This window comes from Thermococcus sp. 5-4 (assembly GCF_002197185.1).
Classification (GTDB): domain Archaea; phylum Methanobacteriota_B; class Thermococci; order Thermococcales; family Thermococcaceae; genus Thermococcus; species Thermococcus radiotolerans.
The window spans coordinates 1286974-1301162 of sequence record NZ_CP021848.1 but is presented as its reverse complement, the minus strand read 5'-3'; the positions used below and the strand labels follow the sequence as shown (position 1 = coordinate 1301162).

Here is a 14189-nt window from a genome sequence, read left to right as displayed (position 1 = left end):
ATGGGCGAGGATAAGTTCATTCTCTCCCTCGACGAGGGAACCACGAGCGCCAGGGCGATAGTCTTCGACAGGGAAAGCAACGTTCGAGGCATCGGGCAGTACGAGTTCCCGCAGCACTACCCCAGGCCCGGCTGGGTCGAGCACAGGCCGGATGAGATATGGGAGGCCCAGATAAGGGCGATCCGAACGGCCCTTGAGAGGGCAGGAATCGGGCCGGAACAGATAGCGGCAATAGGCATCACCAACCAGAGGGAAACGACTATAGTGTGGGACAGGGAAACCGGAAGGCCGGTCTACAACGCCATCGTATGGCAGTGCAGGAGAACCGCCGAGATGGTGGAGGAGATAAAGAGGGAATACGGGGATGTAATCAAGGAGAAGACCGGCTTGGTTCCAGATGCATACTTCTCGGCCAGCAAGCTTAAGTGGCTCCTCGACAACGTTCCGGGGCTCAGGGAAAAGGCCGAGAGGGGAGAGGTTCTCTTCGGGACCGTGGATACCTTCCTCATCTACAGCCTCACAGGGGAGCACGTGACCGACTACTCCAACGCTTCCAGGACGATGCTCTTCAACATCAAGAGGCTCGACTGGGACGACGAGCTGCTGGAAATCTTCGAGATTCCAGAAGGGATTCTCCCCGAGGTCCGAGAGTCGAGCGAGGTATACGGCTACACAAAGAGGGAACTCCTAGGGTCAGAGATACCCGTGAGCGGAGACGCCGGCGATCAGCAGGCGGCCCTGTTCGGGCAGGCCGCGTTTGAAGCTGGAATGGTGAAGGCCACCTACGGAACCGGGAACTTCATCCTGGCAAACACCGGCAAAACCGTCCGCTATTCCGATAACCTCCTCACCACGATAGCATGGGGCCTCAACGGAAAGGTCACCTACGCCCTTGAGGGAAGCGTCTTCATAACCGGAGCGGCCGTGCAGTGGCTCCGCGATGGAATAAGAATCATAAAGAGCGCCGGGGAGACCGAAGAACTCGCAAGGAAGCTCGAAAGCAACGAGGGTGTTTACTTCGTCCCGGCCTTTGTAGGCCTCGGGGCGCCCTACTGGGACCAGTTCGCCAGGGGTTTGATAATCGGCATAACGCGCGGAACCGGAAGGGAACACCTGGCGAGGGCGACTCTGGAGGCGATAGCCTACCTGACCCGGGACGTGATCGAGGAGATGGAGAGACTCGTTGGCATAAAGGAACTGCGCGTTGACGGGGGAGCGACGGCGAACGACTTCCTCATGGAGTTCCAAGCAAACATACTTGGAAAACCCGTCATAAGGCCCGTCGTTAAGGAAACCACTGCCCTCGGAGCGGCCTATTTAGCCGGCCTTGCCGTGGACTACTGGGAGGGCATGGAGGAGATCAGGGAGCTCTGGAAGGCCGAGAGGATCTTCGAACCGAAGATGGACGCGGAGACCCGGGAAAGGCTCTACCGCGGCTGGAGGGAGGCCGTTAAGAGGGCGCTGGGATGGGCGAAGGTTACCGGAACCTGACGGGATAACCGCCCGTCCCTTAACTTTTACCATTTCTCATGAAGCTTGCATGAAGTGGGGGAAGACTGTTTTACCGAGCCGTCGAGAACATGGAAAGGACACTTCAGTCCATTGCCCCAATGTTCACCAATGTGCTACCTCCTTATGCTCAGATATGTTCTCTACGCGCCGCTGGCAGGAACTTGAGGTTTAAGAAAGCTTTAAAACGAGAAAGACCCTTTCTTAAGTCAGTTGGGAGGGAGAAAGAATGAAGACACGGATCGCAATAATCGGTGCCGGCGTCGTTGGGGCGTCGATAGCGCGCGTTCTCAGCCAGTACGAGGGACTTGAGGTTCATCTAATCGAGAGGAACGTTGACGCGGGGATGGGCGTCAGCAAGGCCAACACGGGCATAATCCATCCAGGACACGAGGACGACCCCGGAAAGCACCCGCTGAGGGCTAAGCTCTGCGTCGAGGGGAACAGGCTCTGGTACCAGTGGACAAGGGAGCTGAGAATTCCCGCGAAATGGCCGGGCGAGCTCATGGTCGCCCTCGAAGAGGAGGACATGAAGGTTGCCGAGTACTACCTAGAGCTTGCACAGAAAAATGGCGTTCCGGGTGTCAGGCTCGTTGACCGGGAGGAGCTTCTGAGGCTTGAGCCCAACGTCAATCCAAATGCCGCCGGAGCGCTGTGGGCCCCGACCGCTGGAGTTATGTCCTCCCCAATGGCAGCGGTGGCACTCACCGAGAACGCCGTTGACAACGGGGTCAGGTTTCACCCGGAGACCGAAGTGCGTGGAATAAAGGTGGAGAACGGTGAGGTAAAGGGCGTTGAAACGAACCAGGGATTCATCGAAGCGGACATCGTGATAAACGCTGCGGGTCTCTACGCGGACAGAATCTCAGCCATGGCTGGCATAGACTACTTCACAATACGCCCACGGAAGGGCGAGTACTACATCTTCGACGATGATGCCGGGCCGAAGGTCAGGAGGATAGTCCACCAGACGCCCACTCCCACGACGAAGGGCGTCTACGTCATCACCGAGATGAACGATGGGGTGATGATAGGGCCCACCGCCGAGGACCTGCCGGAGGATGCAAAGGACGACACCTCGACGACCAAGGAGGGACTGGAGTTCGTCTGGGAGATGGCGAAGAAGCTGGTTAAGGGACTGCCGCCCAAGAGCAAGGTCATAAGAACCTTCGCGGGCCTGAGACCAGAACCACCGGACGGCAGGTGGATAATAGAGGCCTACGACGACCCCTGGGGCTTCATAAACGTTGCAGGAATAAGGTCGCCCGGACTCACCGCCGCGCCCGCAATAGCGCACTACGTTGTTGGAGAGTTGATTCAGGGCAAACTGGACGTAAAGCTGACCAAAAAGTCCCACTGGAACCCATACAGAAACGCCTTCTGGTTCAAGGCCCTGCCGAGAGAGAAACAGGCGGAGCTGATAAAGAGGAACTCCGCCTACGGAAGGGTCATCTGCATGTGCCGCACGATAACCGAGGGTGACATAGTGGACATAATACACCGCATGAAGCGGATGGGTGTTAAGACCATCACCCTCGACGGCGTCAAGCTGAGGAGCGGCGTCATGTCAGGGACCTGCCAGGGCTCGTACTGCAGGGTGAGGATAGCCAACATCATAGCCAGGGAAACCGGAGTCCCACTGTGGAAGGTCAGCATCAAGGGGGAGGGCACGGAGTACGGCATCGGTGACATAAAGGTTCTCCTGAGGGGGGAGAAGGATGAGGAGTGAGTACGATGTTGTTGTCATCGGTGGCGGGCCTGCAGGTCTGGCCGCCGCGATAAAGGCGAAAGAACTGGGGATGAGCGTCCTCCTCATCGAGAACAGGGAATTCCTCGGCGGCATTCCGATGCAGTGCGTGCACCCGGGCTTCGGGCTCCACTATTTCAAGGAAGACCTGACCGGAACGGAGTTCATACACCGCATACTCGAGAGGTTCCGCGAGATGAATGTGGAGTACTACACGAACGCCCACGTTCTTGAGGTGGTGCCCTACTCCTACAGGCACAAGATTCTCAGGGTAGTGACGGATAAAGGGCTCTTCGAGGTCAGAGCAAAGACCGTCATCTACGCTGCCGGCGCCAGGGAGAGGCACATGTTTGAGATAGGCATAACCGGTCACAGGGTTGCCGGGATATACACCGCCGGGGAAGCCCAGACCATGATGGACATCTACGGGGTAATGCCCGGAAAGGAGATAGTCATAGTCGGTTCAGGAGACGTTGGACTCATAATGGCAAGAAGGTTCACCCTCGAGGGTGCTCACGTCAAGGCGGTCATAGAACTCATGCCCTATCCCGGCGGACTAACCAGAAACGTCGTCCAATGCTTAGAGGACTTCGGAATCCCCCTCTACCTGAGCCACGCCGTAACGAGGGTTGAAGGAAAGAAGAGGGTCGAGAGGGTCATCGTGACGAAGGTTGACGAGAACCTCCGGCCCATTCCAGGAACCGAGGAGAGCATAGAGTGCGACACCGTCGTTCTGGCAGCCGGTCTTGTCCCGTATCTCAAGGTCATAGAGAAGGCCGGGGTGGAGATAGACCCCGCCACCAGGGGACCGGTCGTCAACAGCTACCTCGAAACCAGCGTTCCGGGAATCTTCGTCGCAGGGAACGCCCTCGTCATCAACGACCTCGTTGACTACGTCGTCGAGCAGGGAGAAGAGGCCGCCGAAGGGGCGTACGAGTTTGTCAAAAACGGTGGCCTGCCGGCGCTCAAATGGAGGAAGCTCGTTAAGGGAAGGAACATCAGGCTCGCCGTGCCACACTACCTCGCTGACACCAAGGACGTCACAATCTACGCGAGGGTTGCAGAGCCGGAGGAGAACGTCAAGCTTCGCTTCCCGGAGATCGGAAAGGAGATACGGCTGCCCCTCGTGAGACCCTCCGAGATGATAAGGGTGAAGCTGAAGGGGGAGGAGATAGCCCGGGCGAAGGGAAGAATCACGATGGAGGTCGTTCGGGATGAGTAAAGTCAAGAAGTTCAGGCTGACCTGCATCGTCTGTCCCCTGGGCTGTACGGTGGAAGTTACCATGGAGGGAGACAGGATAACCGGCGTCAAAGGCTTCACCTGCCCGAGGGGCGAGGAGTACGCGATTCAGGAGATAAGAGAGCCGAAGCGCGTGGTCATGAGCGTCGTGAAGGTGAAGGGTGGAACCTTCCCAACGGTGGCCGTTAAGAGCGACAGGCCGGTTCCCAGGGAGCTTATACCGAAGATCATGAGGGAGCTCGCGGAGGTTGAGGTCGAGGCACCGGTTCGCGTGGGACAGGTCATCGTGGAGAACGTCCTCGGAACCGGGGCGAACATAGTGGCCACGAGGGAGGCCTAGCAAGGAAAGCCTCCAAGAAACCACCACTTTATTTTTTAAGGGCAGGACGTAGCGCAACTCTCAAAACTCTTAAATACATTGATTGTAAATAACACTGGGAGTGATACGGGGTGAGGGATATGAGGTTCACGGTTCTCAGGATCAACCTGGACGAAGGAAAAGTTGAAAGCGAGGAGATGGAAAAAGGTGGAATCTATGGGGTATTGGACTACGGCATAGAGGTTCATGAGAGTCTCGAGACATACGACCTCGAACCCTACGACCCGAAGAACGTCGTGGTCATGGGGATGGGGCCCTTCTCGGGTTCAACCCTGCCCGGGGCCCACAGGCTCATGTTCTTCTTCCGCTCACCGCTCTACGGAACGCTGTTTCCCTCCGCGATGGGCGGAGCGGCATATGCATTCAAGAACGTCGGCGTTGACTTCGTGACCTTCGAGGGCAAGGCAGAGAAGCCCGTCGTCGTTCTGCTCTACAACGATGGAGAGAGCGTGAGGGTAGAACTCCACGCGATAGACCTCGAGAAGGTCGTTGAGATATGGAGGGGCTACAAGGGCGAGGAGGGGGTCTATGCCCTCACCCAGTACCTGCTGGACACATTCGGAAAGAACTTCGATTTCGAGTACCGCATAGCCGTTGTAGGGCCCGCCGCTCTGAACACCAACTACGGCGCAATATTCTCCCAGGCTCTGCGGAAGGGAGAGAGGCTTGTAGGTAGCGAGGACTGGGCCGCCCGCGGAGGCTCCGGAAGCGTTCTCCTCCGTGCCCACAACGTCGTCGGAATAATCTTCGGTGGAAAGGCAAGGAAGAGGCCCTTCCCCGGTGAGGACATCGGCAACTTCAGGACTTCCAAGGCGATTGTTGAGGGCGTTCACAAGAAGCCCTACAACGAGATAATAAGCGAGAAGACCACCAAGTACCGCTTCAACCCTAAGCTCAACACCGGTGGAACCTTCGGCGGCAACTACCCGGCCGAGGGTGACTTCGTTCCGATACTCAACTGGCAGATGCCCTACATTCCGAAGGAGGAGCGCATAAAAATCCACGAGAACATAATGAAGCACTACTGGGAGCCCTTCAACGAGGAAGCAATAAAGCCCAAGAACTGGACGACCTGTGGCGAGCCCTGTCCGGTCGTCTGCAAGAAGTACCGCAACGGCCATCACGTCGAGTACGAGCCCTACGAGGCCAACGGACCGCTCAGCGGAAGCATAAGCCTCCGCGCCAGCGACATAAGCGTTCATGCCGTCGATGCTATGGGCTTCGACGCGATAGAGTTTGGTGGAACCGCCGCCTGGGTCCTTGAGCTCGTCCACCGCGGTCTGCTCAAGCCTGAGGAGGTTGGCCTCAGCGGAAAGCCGGAGTTCACGAAGGAGGCACTCCTCGAGAGACCGGTCGAGGCGAGCGAGGTCAACGCCAAGCTTGTGGCGGAGCTGGCCCACCTCGTGGCCTTCTCCGAGAACGAGATAGCCAGGATAATCGGCCTCGGCAAGAGGAAGGCGAGCGTGATCTTTGACGAGAGGTTCAAGGACAGGCTGAAGTACGGCGAGAGCTTCAAGGACTACGGCGTCTTCGTCCCGCTCGGCGAGAACGGTGAGATGACGCCGACGATGTACTGGGCCATAGGCAACTACATACCGCTCCCGATTCAGGGTCGTTACTGGACGTTCTACCAGTTCGGCGTCTTCCTCGAGCCGGAGGAGCTGGCAGGCAAGATCATAGCCAGCGCCCTCTGGGAGTTCTGGTACGACAACGTCGGCTGGTGCCGCTTCCACAGGGGATGGATGAAGCCCGTCCTTAAAGCCCTCTTCATGGACGCCTACGGGGAAAACGTCGACATGGAAGAGCACGCCAGGAAGCAGCTCAAGAGGCTCATAGAGTACGCGAGGAAGGCCGGCTACACCCCATCCTTCTGGGACTCGATGCGCGTTATAGACCTCGTTTCAGCGGGAAGCGAGGAGTTCGGCAACGAGCGCTGGGCCGAGAGGTTCAGGGTTGACAAGGTAGGCACCGCCAAGGAGTACCTCGAAAGGGTTCTCGACGCCTACAGCGAGGCCCTCGGTGTGGATTGGAGGCTCTGAGTTTTCTTCCTTTTAGGAACAACCCTTATATTCTCCTCTTTCCTCAGGTTTTCAGGTGAGAAAAATGAGGGCAGTTGTAATAGGCTCCGGAATCGGCGGCCTTCTGACGGCCTCGTTCCTGGCCAAAAACGGTTACGATGTCACCGTCATCGAAAAATCGCCCTACATCGGCGGCCGCTTCACGAATCTGGAGTACAGGGGCTTCGGCCTATCGACGGGCGCCTTTCATATGCTCCCCCACGGCGAGGACGGGCCTCTGGCTCACCTCCTCAAGCTCCTCAACGCGGACGTTCAAATCGTGAACTCAAATCCAAAGGGAGTGATGTTCTACGATGGCAGAACCTTCCCCTACAAGGAGGGATGGAGGTATCTAAGTTTCCGTGAGAAGGCCAGGGCCATGAAGCTGCTCGCGGATATAAAGCGGAACAAACTGCCGACCGGTGAAGAGGCCGAGATGAGCGGTCGCGAGTGGATAAGGGAAAGGATAGGCGACAACGAGTTCGTTGACCTCTTCATCAAAAGCTTCCTAGGCTGGGCCGACAGCGTCTTGGACGTTCCTGCCGGAGAGCTGGCGAGGGAGATAAAGGCGGCGCTGAAATGGGGTGGGCCGGGCCTGGTGAAAGGTGGTTGCAAGTCGATTCCCGACGCGTTGAGCTCAATAATCCTCGGTAACGGCGGAAGGATAATCACGAGGAAGAGGGCCATTGAAATCGACGCCGATGCCAAGAAGGTCGTAACCTCCGACGGCGACGAGCTTCAATACGACGTGCTGGTTTCCAACGTTGGGATAAAGGAGACCGTCGAGCTGATAGGTAGGGAGAACTTCGACCGCGAGTACCTCAAGCGGGTTGATTCACTGAAGCCGAGCGAGGGCATAAAGTACAACGTGGCACTGAAGGGTGGGCCGAGGATAGGCAACACCGTCGTCTTCACCCTCGACACCGAGAGGATAAACGGCTACAACGAGCCGTCATCGCTGAGCCCTGAGCTCGCCAAGGAAGGCTACACACTTATCATGCTCCACCACGCACTCCAGAGCAGAAACGTCAAGGCCGAGCAGAGAAAGGGGATAGATGACATCTACCGCATCTTCCCGAACCTCGATGAAGAGGGCGAGATTCTGCTCGTCCAGACCTACCTCGATGGAAATCCTGTGAATAGAGTGGCAAGCGGCCAGACCGTTGAGGACTTCCCGATAGGCGATGTTTACATCGTCGGCGACGCCTACAAGCCGCCCGGAGGGATAGAGGTTGAGGGCATAGCCCTGGGGGTCATGAGGACGCTCGAGAGGCTCGGCCTGGGGAACTTTTCAGAGTGGTACCTCTGAATTTCCACATCCCCACCGAAACTCTTTTTTATCATTAGTTCGTACCATGAAACGTGGTGAGACATGAAGAGGGCAACCGCTGTTACAGCCGTTATGCTCCTCCTTCTGACGGCCCTTCCAACGGTGCATGCGGACCGGAGCGATCCCTTCAAGCTCCTCGGCCTCGAGTACTACCGGGACTGGGACTCCGTTGGGGAGATTTCAAACCTCACGATGCACGGTCTCATAGAGTTCGCCAGGAACAACGTGAGCGACGAGTCCCAGTACCGGGACGTGATGAGACTCATAGCGGCCCTCCACACCTACGAGAGCACGAGGATAGCGCTCATCGATGCGGGAAGGTTTTACATAGCCAGCAGTCGTGTGGAAAGCCCCTTCTACGATCCTTACAGGGGTTTCGACGTCAGATGGACTCCAATGACTGCCAAAACACCTGACGGGCTTTTAAGGGCCGCGTTCATGGTCTACACCTGCGGCGTCCACCGGCCATTCAACCCGGTCGCAGGTCTCGACCATTATCCGGCGCAGTTCCTCAGCAGGGCGTTCGACAGGGGTGCCTACCTCTTCAACGGTACGTACGTCCCGTACAGATGCAGCTGGGAGATAAGCGAAAAATCCGGAACCGTTCCATCGGGGGCGGTTCTCTACAACCAGACTTCGGGATGGGTGGGCGTCCATGGGGGCGAGGATTACAGCGTCTCGATAACCTACCGCTGTGGCCTCGGCCAGTGGCAGAACGGGGTGTGGATGACCGGGGAGGACATCAAGAACTACATAGCGTTCCTCTACGCCTGGGCCTACGAGGACTTCCAGGGCGACCCCTACTACGAACCGAAGCTGGAACTCGCGGAGAACCTGTCAAACATCGTGGGATTCTCCTTCAATGGGAGCTCGTACACGGTCTATCTGAGGGTGAGGGAGCCACTGGTGGACGATCTCCTCGCCAGTAAATACCTGTTCTACCCCCAGCTTCCGTGGGAGCTCTACTGGGCCATGGGCGAGCTGGTGGCGAACGAGGGACGCTATGGGATATACGGCACCAACTACGTTTTCATCCCGGAGGAGCTCTCGAGCTGGGGCTATCCAGAGAACGATTATCCGGTAGACCTCTTCGACAACAAGTCTCTTGAAGACCTAGATAGGGTCATTGTTAAGCTGATGACGGGAAAAGGGCCAGATATTCCCGGGATAGAGTGGAGGAAGGCCTTCGTCAGGTTCATCCTCGATAGGACCTTCCACAGCATCTACGGTCACTTCCTCGTCGGGAACGGCCCCTACGTCTTCGCCGAGGCAGTGCCGGAGAAGGTCTCCTACAGGATGGAGCGCTTCGAAGGCTGGCGGGACGTTGTTGGGGACACCCTGCCCGCGGAGGGGAGCGCCGGGACGATATACTGCGTGGGAGTACCTTACATGGACAGGCTCATCGAGAAAGTTGCCGCCGGTGAATACGACGTCTTCTTGGAGGGTTACTCGACCGACTACTACCAGAAACTGCAGGAGTATGCCAAGGAGGGAAAGATCAAACTCTTCCGTGCCTCCGATGGCGTGTACGGGGCGGTTTTGAACCCTGCTGAGGAGAACGGTCTCCCTGTGGTAACGGACGAGTACGGAAAGCTGCACTTCAACCCGTTCGCCATCAGGGAGGTGAGGCTCGCCCTCAACTACATCATCAACAGGAGCGAGCTCGCCTCGGAGATTCCCGGGGCACTTCCGGCATTCGACAGGCTCGGCCCGTTTCACCCTGGGGAAGGCATCGTGGGGAATGTCTACGGGGCCTTCAATCTAACTCCTGGGGGAGACCCCGACTGCGGCATGGCCCTTTTCGAGAGGGGGATGGAGAAGGCGAGACTCATGCTCAACGGCACGAACCACACCCTTGAGAGGATCAACGGAACCTGGTACTTCGACGGAAGGAAGGTCGAGATAATCCTCGCCGTGGAGGAAAGGAATCCCCGCTACCGGGAGCCCCACACGCTGGAGGTTGGGAACTACCTCAGGAGGGTCTTCCAGAGGCTGGGCTTTGAAGTCCGTATGGAGTACTGGGACATTTACCACATGTACGGATGGATATCCAAGGACGAAGGTGCCTGGCACGTCTATGTCATGCGCTCCTGGCCGCCGTCTTCACACTGGACGGCGAGGCCTCACTTCGTTCCGTGGAGTTTCATTGACGTGCCCTCGGAGGTGACCGTGGGAGAGCTGCTCCGCCACCTCTCGGAGGGATGAGGGCCCGTTAGCTTTACCTTTGCCAACTTATTTTCCCTCCCCCCGAACCTTTTTCCAGTGAACAGCCCTGGCTCCTAACGAACGTTTTTATCCTCCCCCGCGTATCTATACATCCCGGAGGTGATGCTCATGAAGAGGGTTGTCATAGCCTTGGGCGGTAACGCTATTCTCCAGCGAGGCCAGAAGGGAACCTATGAGGAGCAGATGGCCAACGTCATGAAGACGGCCAAACAGATAGTGGATATAATCCTCGACGGCGATTACGAGGTTGTAATCACCCATGGAAACGGCCCCCAGGTCGGGGCGCTCCTCCTTCACATGGACGCCGGTCAGGCTACTCACGGCATTCCGGCCCAGCCGATGGACGTTGCCGGCGCGATGACCCAGGGCCAGATAGGTTACATGATACAGCAGGCGATAAGGAACGAGCTGAAGAGGCGCGGGATAGACAAGCCCGTGGCGACGATAGTCACCCAGACCATCGTTGACAAGAACGATCCGGCATTCCAGCACCCGAGCAAGCCGGTTGGACCATTCTACGACGAAGAAACCGCCAAAAAGCTCGCGAAGGAGAAGGGCTGGGTCGTCATAGAGGACTCCGGCAGGGGCTGGAGGCGCGTCGTGCCGAGTCCCGATCCAAAGGGCCACGTTGAAGCGCCGGTCATAGTTGACCTCGTTGAGAAGGGATTCATAGTGGTGGCCAGCGGCGGTGGTGGGGTTCCCGTCATCGAGGAGGACGGTCAGCTCAAGGGCGTCGAGGCGGTCATAGACAAGGACTTGGCCGGAGAGAGGCTCGCAGAGGAGGTCAACGCTGACATCTTTATGATTCTGACCGACGTGAACGGAGCCGCTATAAACTTCGGCAAACCGGATGAGAAGTGGCTCGAGAGGGTCACGGTCGAGGAACTCAGGAAATACTACGAGGAGGGGCACTTCAAGAAGGGAAGCATGGGGCCGAAGGTTCTGGCTGCCATGCGCTTCGTCGAGTGGGGCGGCGAGAGGGCCGTCATAGCTGCGCTCGACAGGGCCGTTGAAGCCCTCGAAGGAAAGACCGGAACGCAGGTCATAAAGGGCTGAACCAAAGCCTATAAATATCTCCCCTTCCTTCTTTATTCGGTGATAACATGAGCGAGGCCGCCACCGGATTCTTTGGTTCGTTGTTGTGGTGGTTGTTCTTCATGTACATTCTCCTGTGGCCTCAAATGCAGTACAGGAGCCTGCAGCTGGCCAGGGCGAAGCTACTCAGGAGACTCTCGGAAAAGCGAAAATCAACGGTAATAACAATGATTCACAGGCAGGAGAGCATAGGACTCTTCGGAATACCCTTCTACAAGTTCATAAGCGTTGAAGACAGCGAGGAAGTTCTCAGGGCCATCCGCTCGGCACCAAAGGACAAGCCGATTGATTTGATAATCCACACGCCTGGAGGGCTTGTTCTCGCGGCAACGCAGATAGCGAAGGCCCTCCACGATCACCCGGCTGAGACTCGCGTCATAGTCCCCCACTACGCCATGAGCGGAGGAACACTCATCGCATTGGCTGCCGACAAGATAATAATGGACCCGCACGCGGTTCTCGGGCCGGTTGACCCGCAGCTCGGCCAGTATCCTGGACCGAGCATCGTCAGGGCGGTGGAAAAGAAGGGCGTTGACAAGGTTGACGATCAAACACTTATCCTCGCCGATGTCGCCGAGAAGGCCATCAACCAAGTCCGTGACTTCGTCTACAACCTGCTGAAGGACCGCTACGGTGAAGAGAAGGCGAGGGAGCTTGCTCAAGTGCTGACCGAGGGCAGGTGGACGCACGATTATCCAATTACCTACGAGCAAGCCAAGGAACTCGGGCTTCACGTTGAAACGGACGTTCCGGAGGAGGTTTACGCCCTCATGGAGCTTTACAAGCAGCCAATGAAGCAGAGGGGCACCGTAGAATTCATGCCCTATCCCATCAGGCAGGAGAATGGAGGTTGACTTACTGTCTTTTCTTTTTTATTCGTTCCCTCTCTTTTGGAGACCTAAACCTTTAAAAACTCAACCCGCCTCATTTATAAAGGGTTTTTAAACCCACCATCTGGAGGTGTAAGCCTTGGTCGACATGAGCAATGTAAAGCTCAGAATCGAAAACATCGTTGCTTCTGTGGATCTTTTTACGCAGCTGAACCTTGAAAAAGTCATAGAGATATGTCCCAACTCCAAGTACAACCCCGAGGAGTTCCCGGGGATAATATGCCGTTTCGAGGAGCCCAAGGTGGCGCTCCTTATATTCAGCTCTGGCAAGCTCGTCGTCACTGGCGCAAAGAGCGTCGAGGACATAGAGCGCGCCGTCAACAAGCTCATCCAGATGCTCAAGAAGATAGGCGCCAAGTTCGGCCGCGCCCCGCAGATAGACATTCAGAACATGGTTTTCAGCGGAGACATCGGCATGGAGTTCAACCTCGATGCCGTCGCTCTGAGCCTGCCGAACTGTGAGTACGAACCCGAGCAGTTCCCCGGCGTTATCTACCGCGTCAAGGAGCCGAGGGCTGTGATACTGCTCTTCTCGTCCGGGAAGATCGTCTGCTCCGGAGCGAAGAGCGAGCACGACGCCTGGGAAGCCGTTAGAAAGCTCCTCCGCGAGCTGGAGAAGTACGGCCTCATCGAGGAAGAGGAAGAGTGGTGAAACCCTCTTGCCCCTCAGAATCTTTTACTCCCCCCTTTTCAGGGAGCACAGGCCGGAGGGCTACCACCCCGAGAACCCAACCAGGCTGGACTACGCCATAAGGGGCCTCTCCGAAAATGGCCTGTGGGATGAAGAGCTGATTCTGGAGCCGGAGCCAGTATCGCCCTCCGATGTCCTTCTGATACACGAGGAGGAGTACGTGGAGCGCGTCAGGGAACTGGCGAACACCTTCGAATACCTCGACCCCGACACCTACGTATCCCCCGGCACGTGGGAGGCGGCCCTTACAGCCCTTGGCGCAGCGAGGGATGCCGTAAAGCTCGCGGTGAAGAAAAAAGGCCTCTACCTGGCCCTAGTCAGGCCCCCCGGACACCATGCTGGCAGATCCGGAAGGGCTTTCAACGCCTCAACCCTCGGTTTCTGCATCTTCAACAACAGCGCCTTCGCGGCTCACACCCTCAAAGAGCTCGATGGGAAGGCCTTGGTCATAGACTTCGACGCCCACCACGGCAACGGAACCCAGGAGATATTCTGGAACGATGACGGTGTAATCCACATCGACCTCCACGAGCGCGACATCTATCCCTGGAGCGGCTACGAACACGACGTTGGGGGAAGGGACGCCGAGGGGAGCAAGATAAACGTTCCCATGCCGCACTACTCGATGGATGACGATTATCTACTGGCGTGGAGGGAGGTTGTTCTGCCCGTTCTGGAGGCGGTGAAACCGAAAGTTGTGGTGGTCTCAGCCGGCTTCGACGGCTTCCAGGGTGAACTTCTGACGACCCTAAGGCTGACGGAGAGGTTCTTCCGCTACGCCGGTGCAACGCTCTCGCGCTATTCCCTAGCGGTTATCTTCGAGGGCGGCTACAACGTGGGACTGATGAAGGGGCTCCCGGCTTTCATCGATGGCTACCTGAAAGGCGAATCGGAGAGGGGGCCGATAGAACCGAGCTATGAGGCCCTGTCCACGGTTCACCGTGTGGTGGAGATTCAGAGGGAATGGTGGGAGCTGTAGCTTACCGGGGATAAGTTGGTTTGCCAAGCTTCAGAAGAAAAGTGGA

The 14189-nt window shown here is 57.3% G+C and carries 11 protein-coding genes; all 11 read left to right on the top strand.

Features of this window, described 5'->3' with window-relative positions; genetic code table 11:
- The 11 genes from glpK (at position 1) to CDI07_RS07145 (ending at position 14143) form a co-directional block, all read left to right on the top strand.
- Positions 1-1491 carry a glycerol kinase GlpK gene (glpK, locus tag CDI07_RS07195; protein WP_088180974.1) on the top strand — a complete coding sequence of 497 codons (1491 nt, stop codon included), beginning with the start codon at positions 1-3 and terminating at the stop codon, positions 1489-1491.
- A gap of 247 nt (positions 1492-1738) precedes the next feature.
- The gene (locus CDI07_RS07190) at positions 1739-3238 is read left to right on the top strand and encodes an NAD(P)/FAD-dependent oxidoreductase (protein ID WP_088180973.1); all 1500 of its coding nucleotides are present in this window, start codon (positions 1739-1741) and stop codon (positions 3236-3238) included.
- Positions 3228-4478: an NAD(P)/FAD-dependent oxidoreductase gene (locus tag CDI07_RS07185; protein ID WP_088180972.1), complete on the top strand. Its 1251-nt coding sequence runs from the start codon at positions 3228-3230 to the stop codon at positions 4476-4478. The genes CDI07_RS07190 and CDI07_RS07185 overlap by 11 nt, the downstream gene beginning before the upstream one ends.
- Positions 4471-4836: a DUF1667 domain-containing protein gene (locus CDI07_RS07180; protein WP_088180971.1), complete on the top strand. Its 366-nt coding sequence runs from the start codon at positions 4471-4473 to the stop codon at positions 4834-4836. The genes CDI07_RS07185 and CDI07_RS07180 overlap by 8 nt, the downstream gene beginning before the upstream one ends.
- 119 nt (positions 4837-4955) lie before the next feature.
- Positions 4956-6914 (top strand): glyceraldehyde-3-phosphate:ferredoxin oxidoreductase, encoded by a 1959-nt coding sequence (gor, locus tag CDI07_RS07175; protein ID WP_088180970.1) that lies wholly within the window; start codon positions 4956-4958, stop codon positions 6912-6914.
- Positions 6915-6978: 64 nt separating this feature from the next.
- The gene (locus CDI07_RS07170) at positions 6979-8241 is read left to right on the top strand and encodes an NAD(P)/FAD-dependent oxidoreductase (RefSeq protein WP_088180969.1); all 1263 of its coding nucleotides are present in this window, start codon (positions 6979-6981) and stop codon (positions 8239-8241) included.
- A gap of 63 nt (positions 8242-8304) precedes the next feature.
- Positions 8305-10467, top strand: a complete 2163-nt coding sequence (locus CDI07_RS07165; protein ID WP_088180968.1) for an ABC transporter substrate-binding protein — start codon at positions 8305-8307, stop codon at positions 10465-10467.
- 129 nt (positions 10468-10596) lie between these two features.
- Positions 10597-11544 carry a carbamate kinase gene (gene arcC / locus CDI07_RS07160; protein WP_088180967.1) on the top strand — a complete coding sequence of 316 codons (948 nt, stop codon included), beginning with the start codon at positions 10597-10599 and terminating at the stop codon, positions 11542-11544.
- A gap of 47 nt (positions 11545-11591) precedes the next feature.
- Positions 11592-12437 carry an ATP-dependent Clp protease proteolytic subunit gene (locus CDI07_RS07155; protein WP_088180966.1) on the top strand — a complete coding sequence of 282 codons (846 nt, stop codon included), beginning with the start codon at positions 11592-11594 and terminating at the stop codon, positions 12435-12437.
- Between the two features lie 115 nt (positions 12438-12552).
- On the top strand, positions 12553-13125 hold the full coding sequence (locus tag CDI07_RS07150; protein WP_048152114.1) for a TATA-box-binding protein: 573 nt from the start codon (positions 12553-12555) through the stop codon (positions 13123-13125).
- Between the two features lie 7 nt (positions 13126-13132).
- Positions 13133-14143: a histone deacetylase family protein gene (locus CDI07_RS07145; protein WP_088180965.1), complete on the top strand. Its 1011-nt coding sequence runs from the start codon at positions 13133-13135 to the stop codon at positions 14141-14143.
- Positions 14144-14189: the final 46 nt, after the last annotated feature.

What these genes read in the sequence shown, in the direction of transcription:
- CDI07_RS07155 (WP_088180966.1), top strand. Translation starts at nt 11,592, where the DNA reads ATGAGCGAGGCCGCCACCGGATTCTTTGGTTCGTTGTTGTGGTGGTTG.
- arcC (WP_088180967.1), top strand. Translation starts at nt 10,597, where the DNA reads ATGAAGAGGGTTGTCATAGCCTTGGGCGGTAACGCTATTCTCCAGCGA.
- glpK (WP_088180974.1), top strand. Translation starts at nt 1, where the DNA reads ATGGGCGAGGATAAGTTCATTCTCTCCCTCGACGAGGGAACCACGAGC.
- CDI07_RS07185 (WP_088180972.1), top strand. Translation starts at nt 3,228, where the DNA reads ATGAGGAGTGAGTACGATGTTGTTGTCATCGGTGGCGGGCCTGCAGGT.
- CDI07_RS07170 (WP_088180969.1), top strand. Translation starts at nt 6,979, where the DNA reads ATGAGGGCAGTTGTAATAGGCTCCGGAATCGGCGGCCTTCTGACGGCC.
- CDI07_RS07165 (WP_088180968.1), top strand. Translation starts at nt 8,305, where the DNA reads ATGAAGAGGGCAACCGCTGTTACAGCCGTTATGCTCCTCCTTCTGACG.
- gor (WP_088180970.1), top strand. Translation starts at nt 4,956, where the DNA reads ATGAGGTTCACGGTTCTCAGGATCAACCTGGACGAAGGAAAAGTTGAA.
- CDI07_RS07190 (WP_088180973.1), top strand. Translation starts at nt 1,739, where the DNA reads ATGAAGACACGGATCGCAATAATCGGTGCCGGCGTCGTTGGGGCGTCG.
- CDI07_RS07180 (WP_088180971.1), top strand. Translation starts at nt 4,471, where the DNA reads ATGAGTAAAGTCAAGAAGTTCAGGCTGACCTGCATCGTCTGTCCCCTG.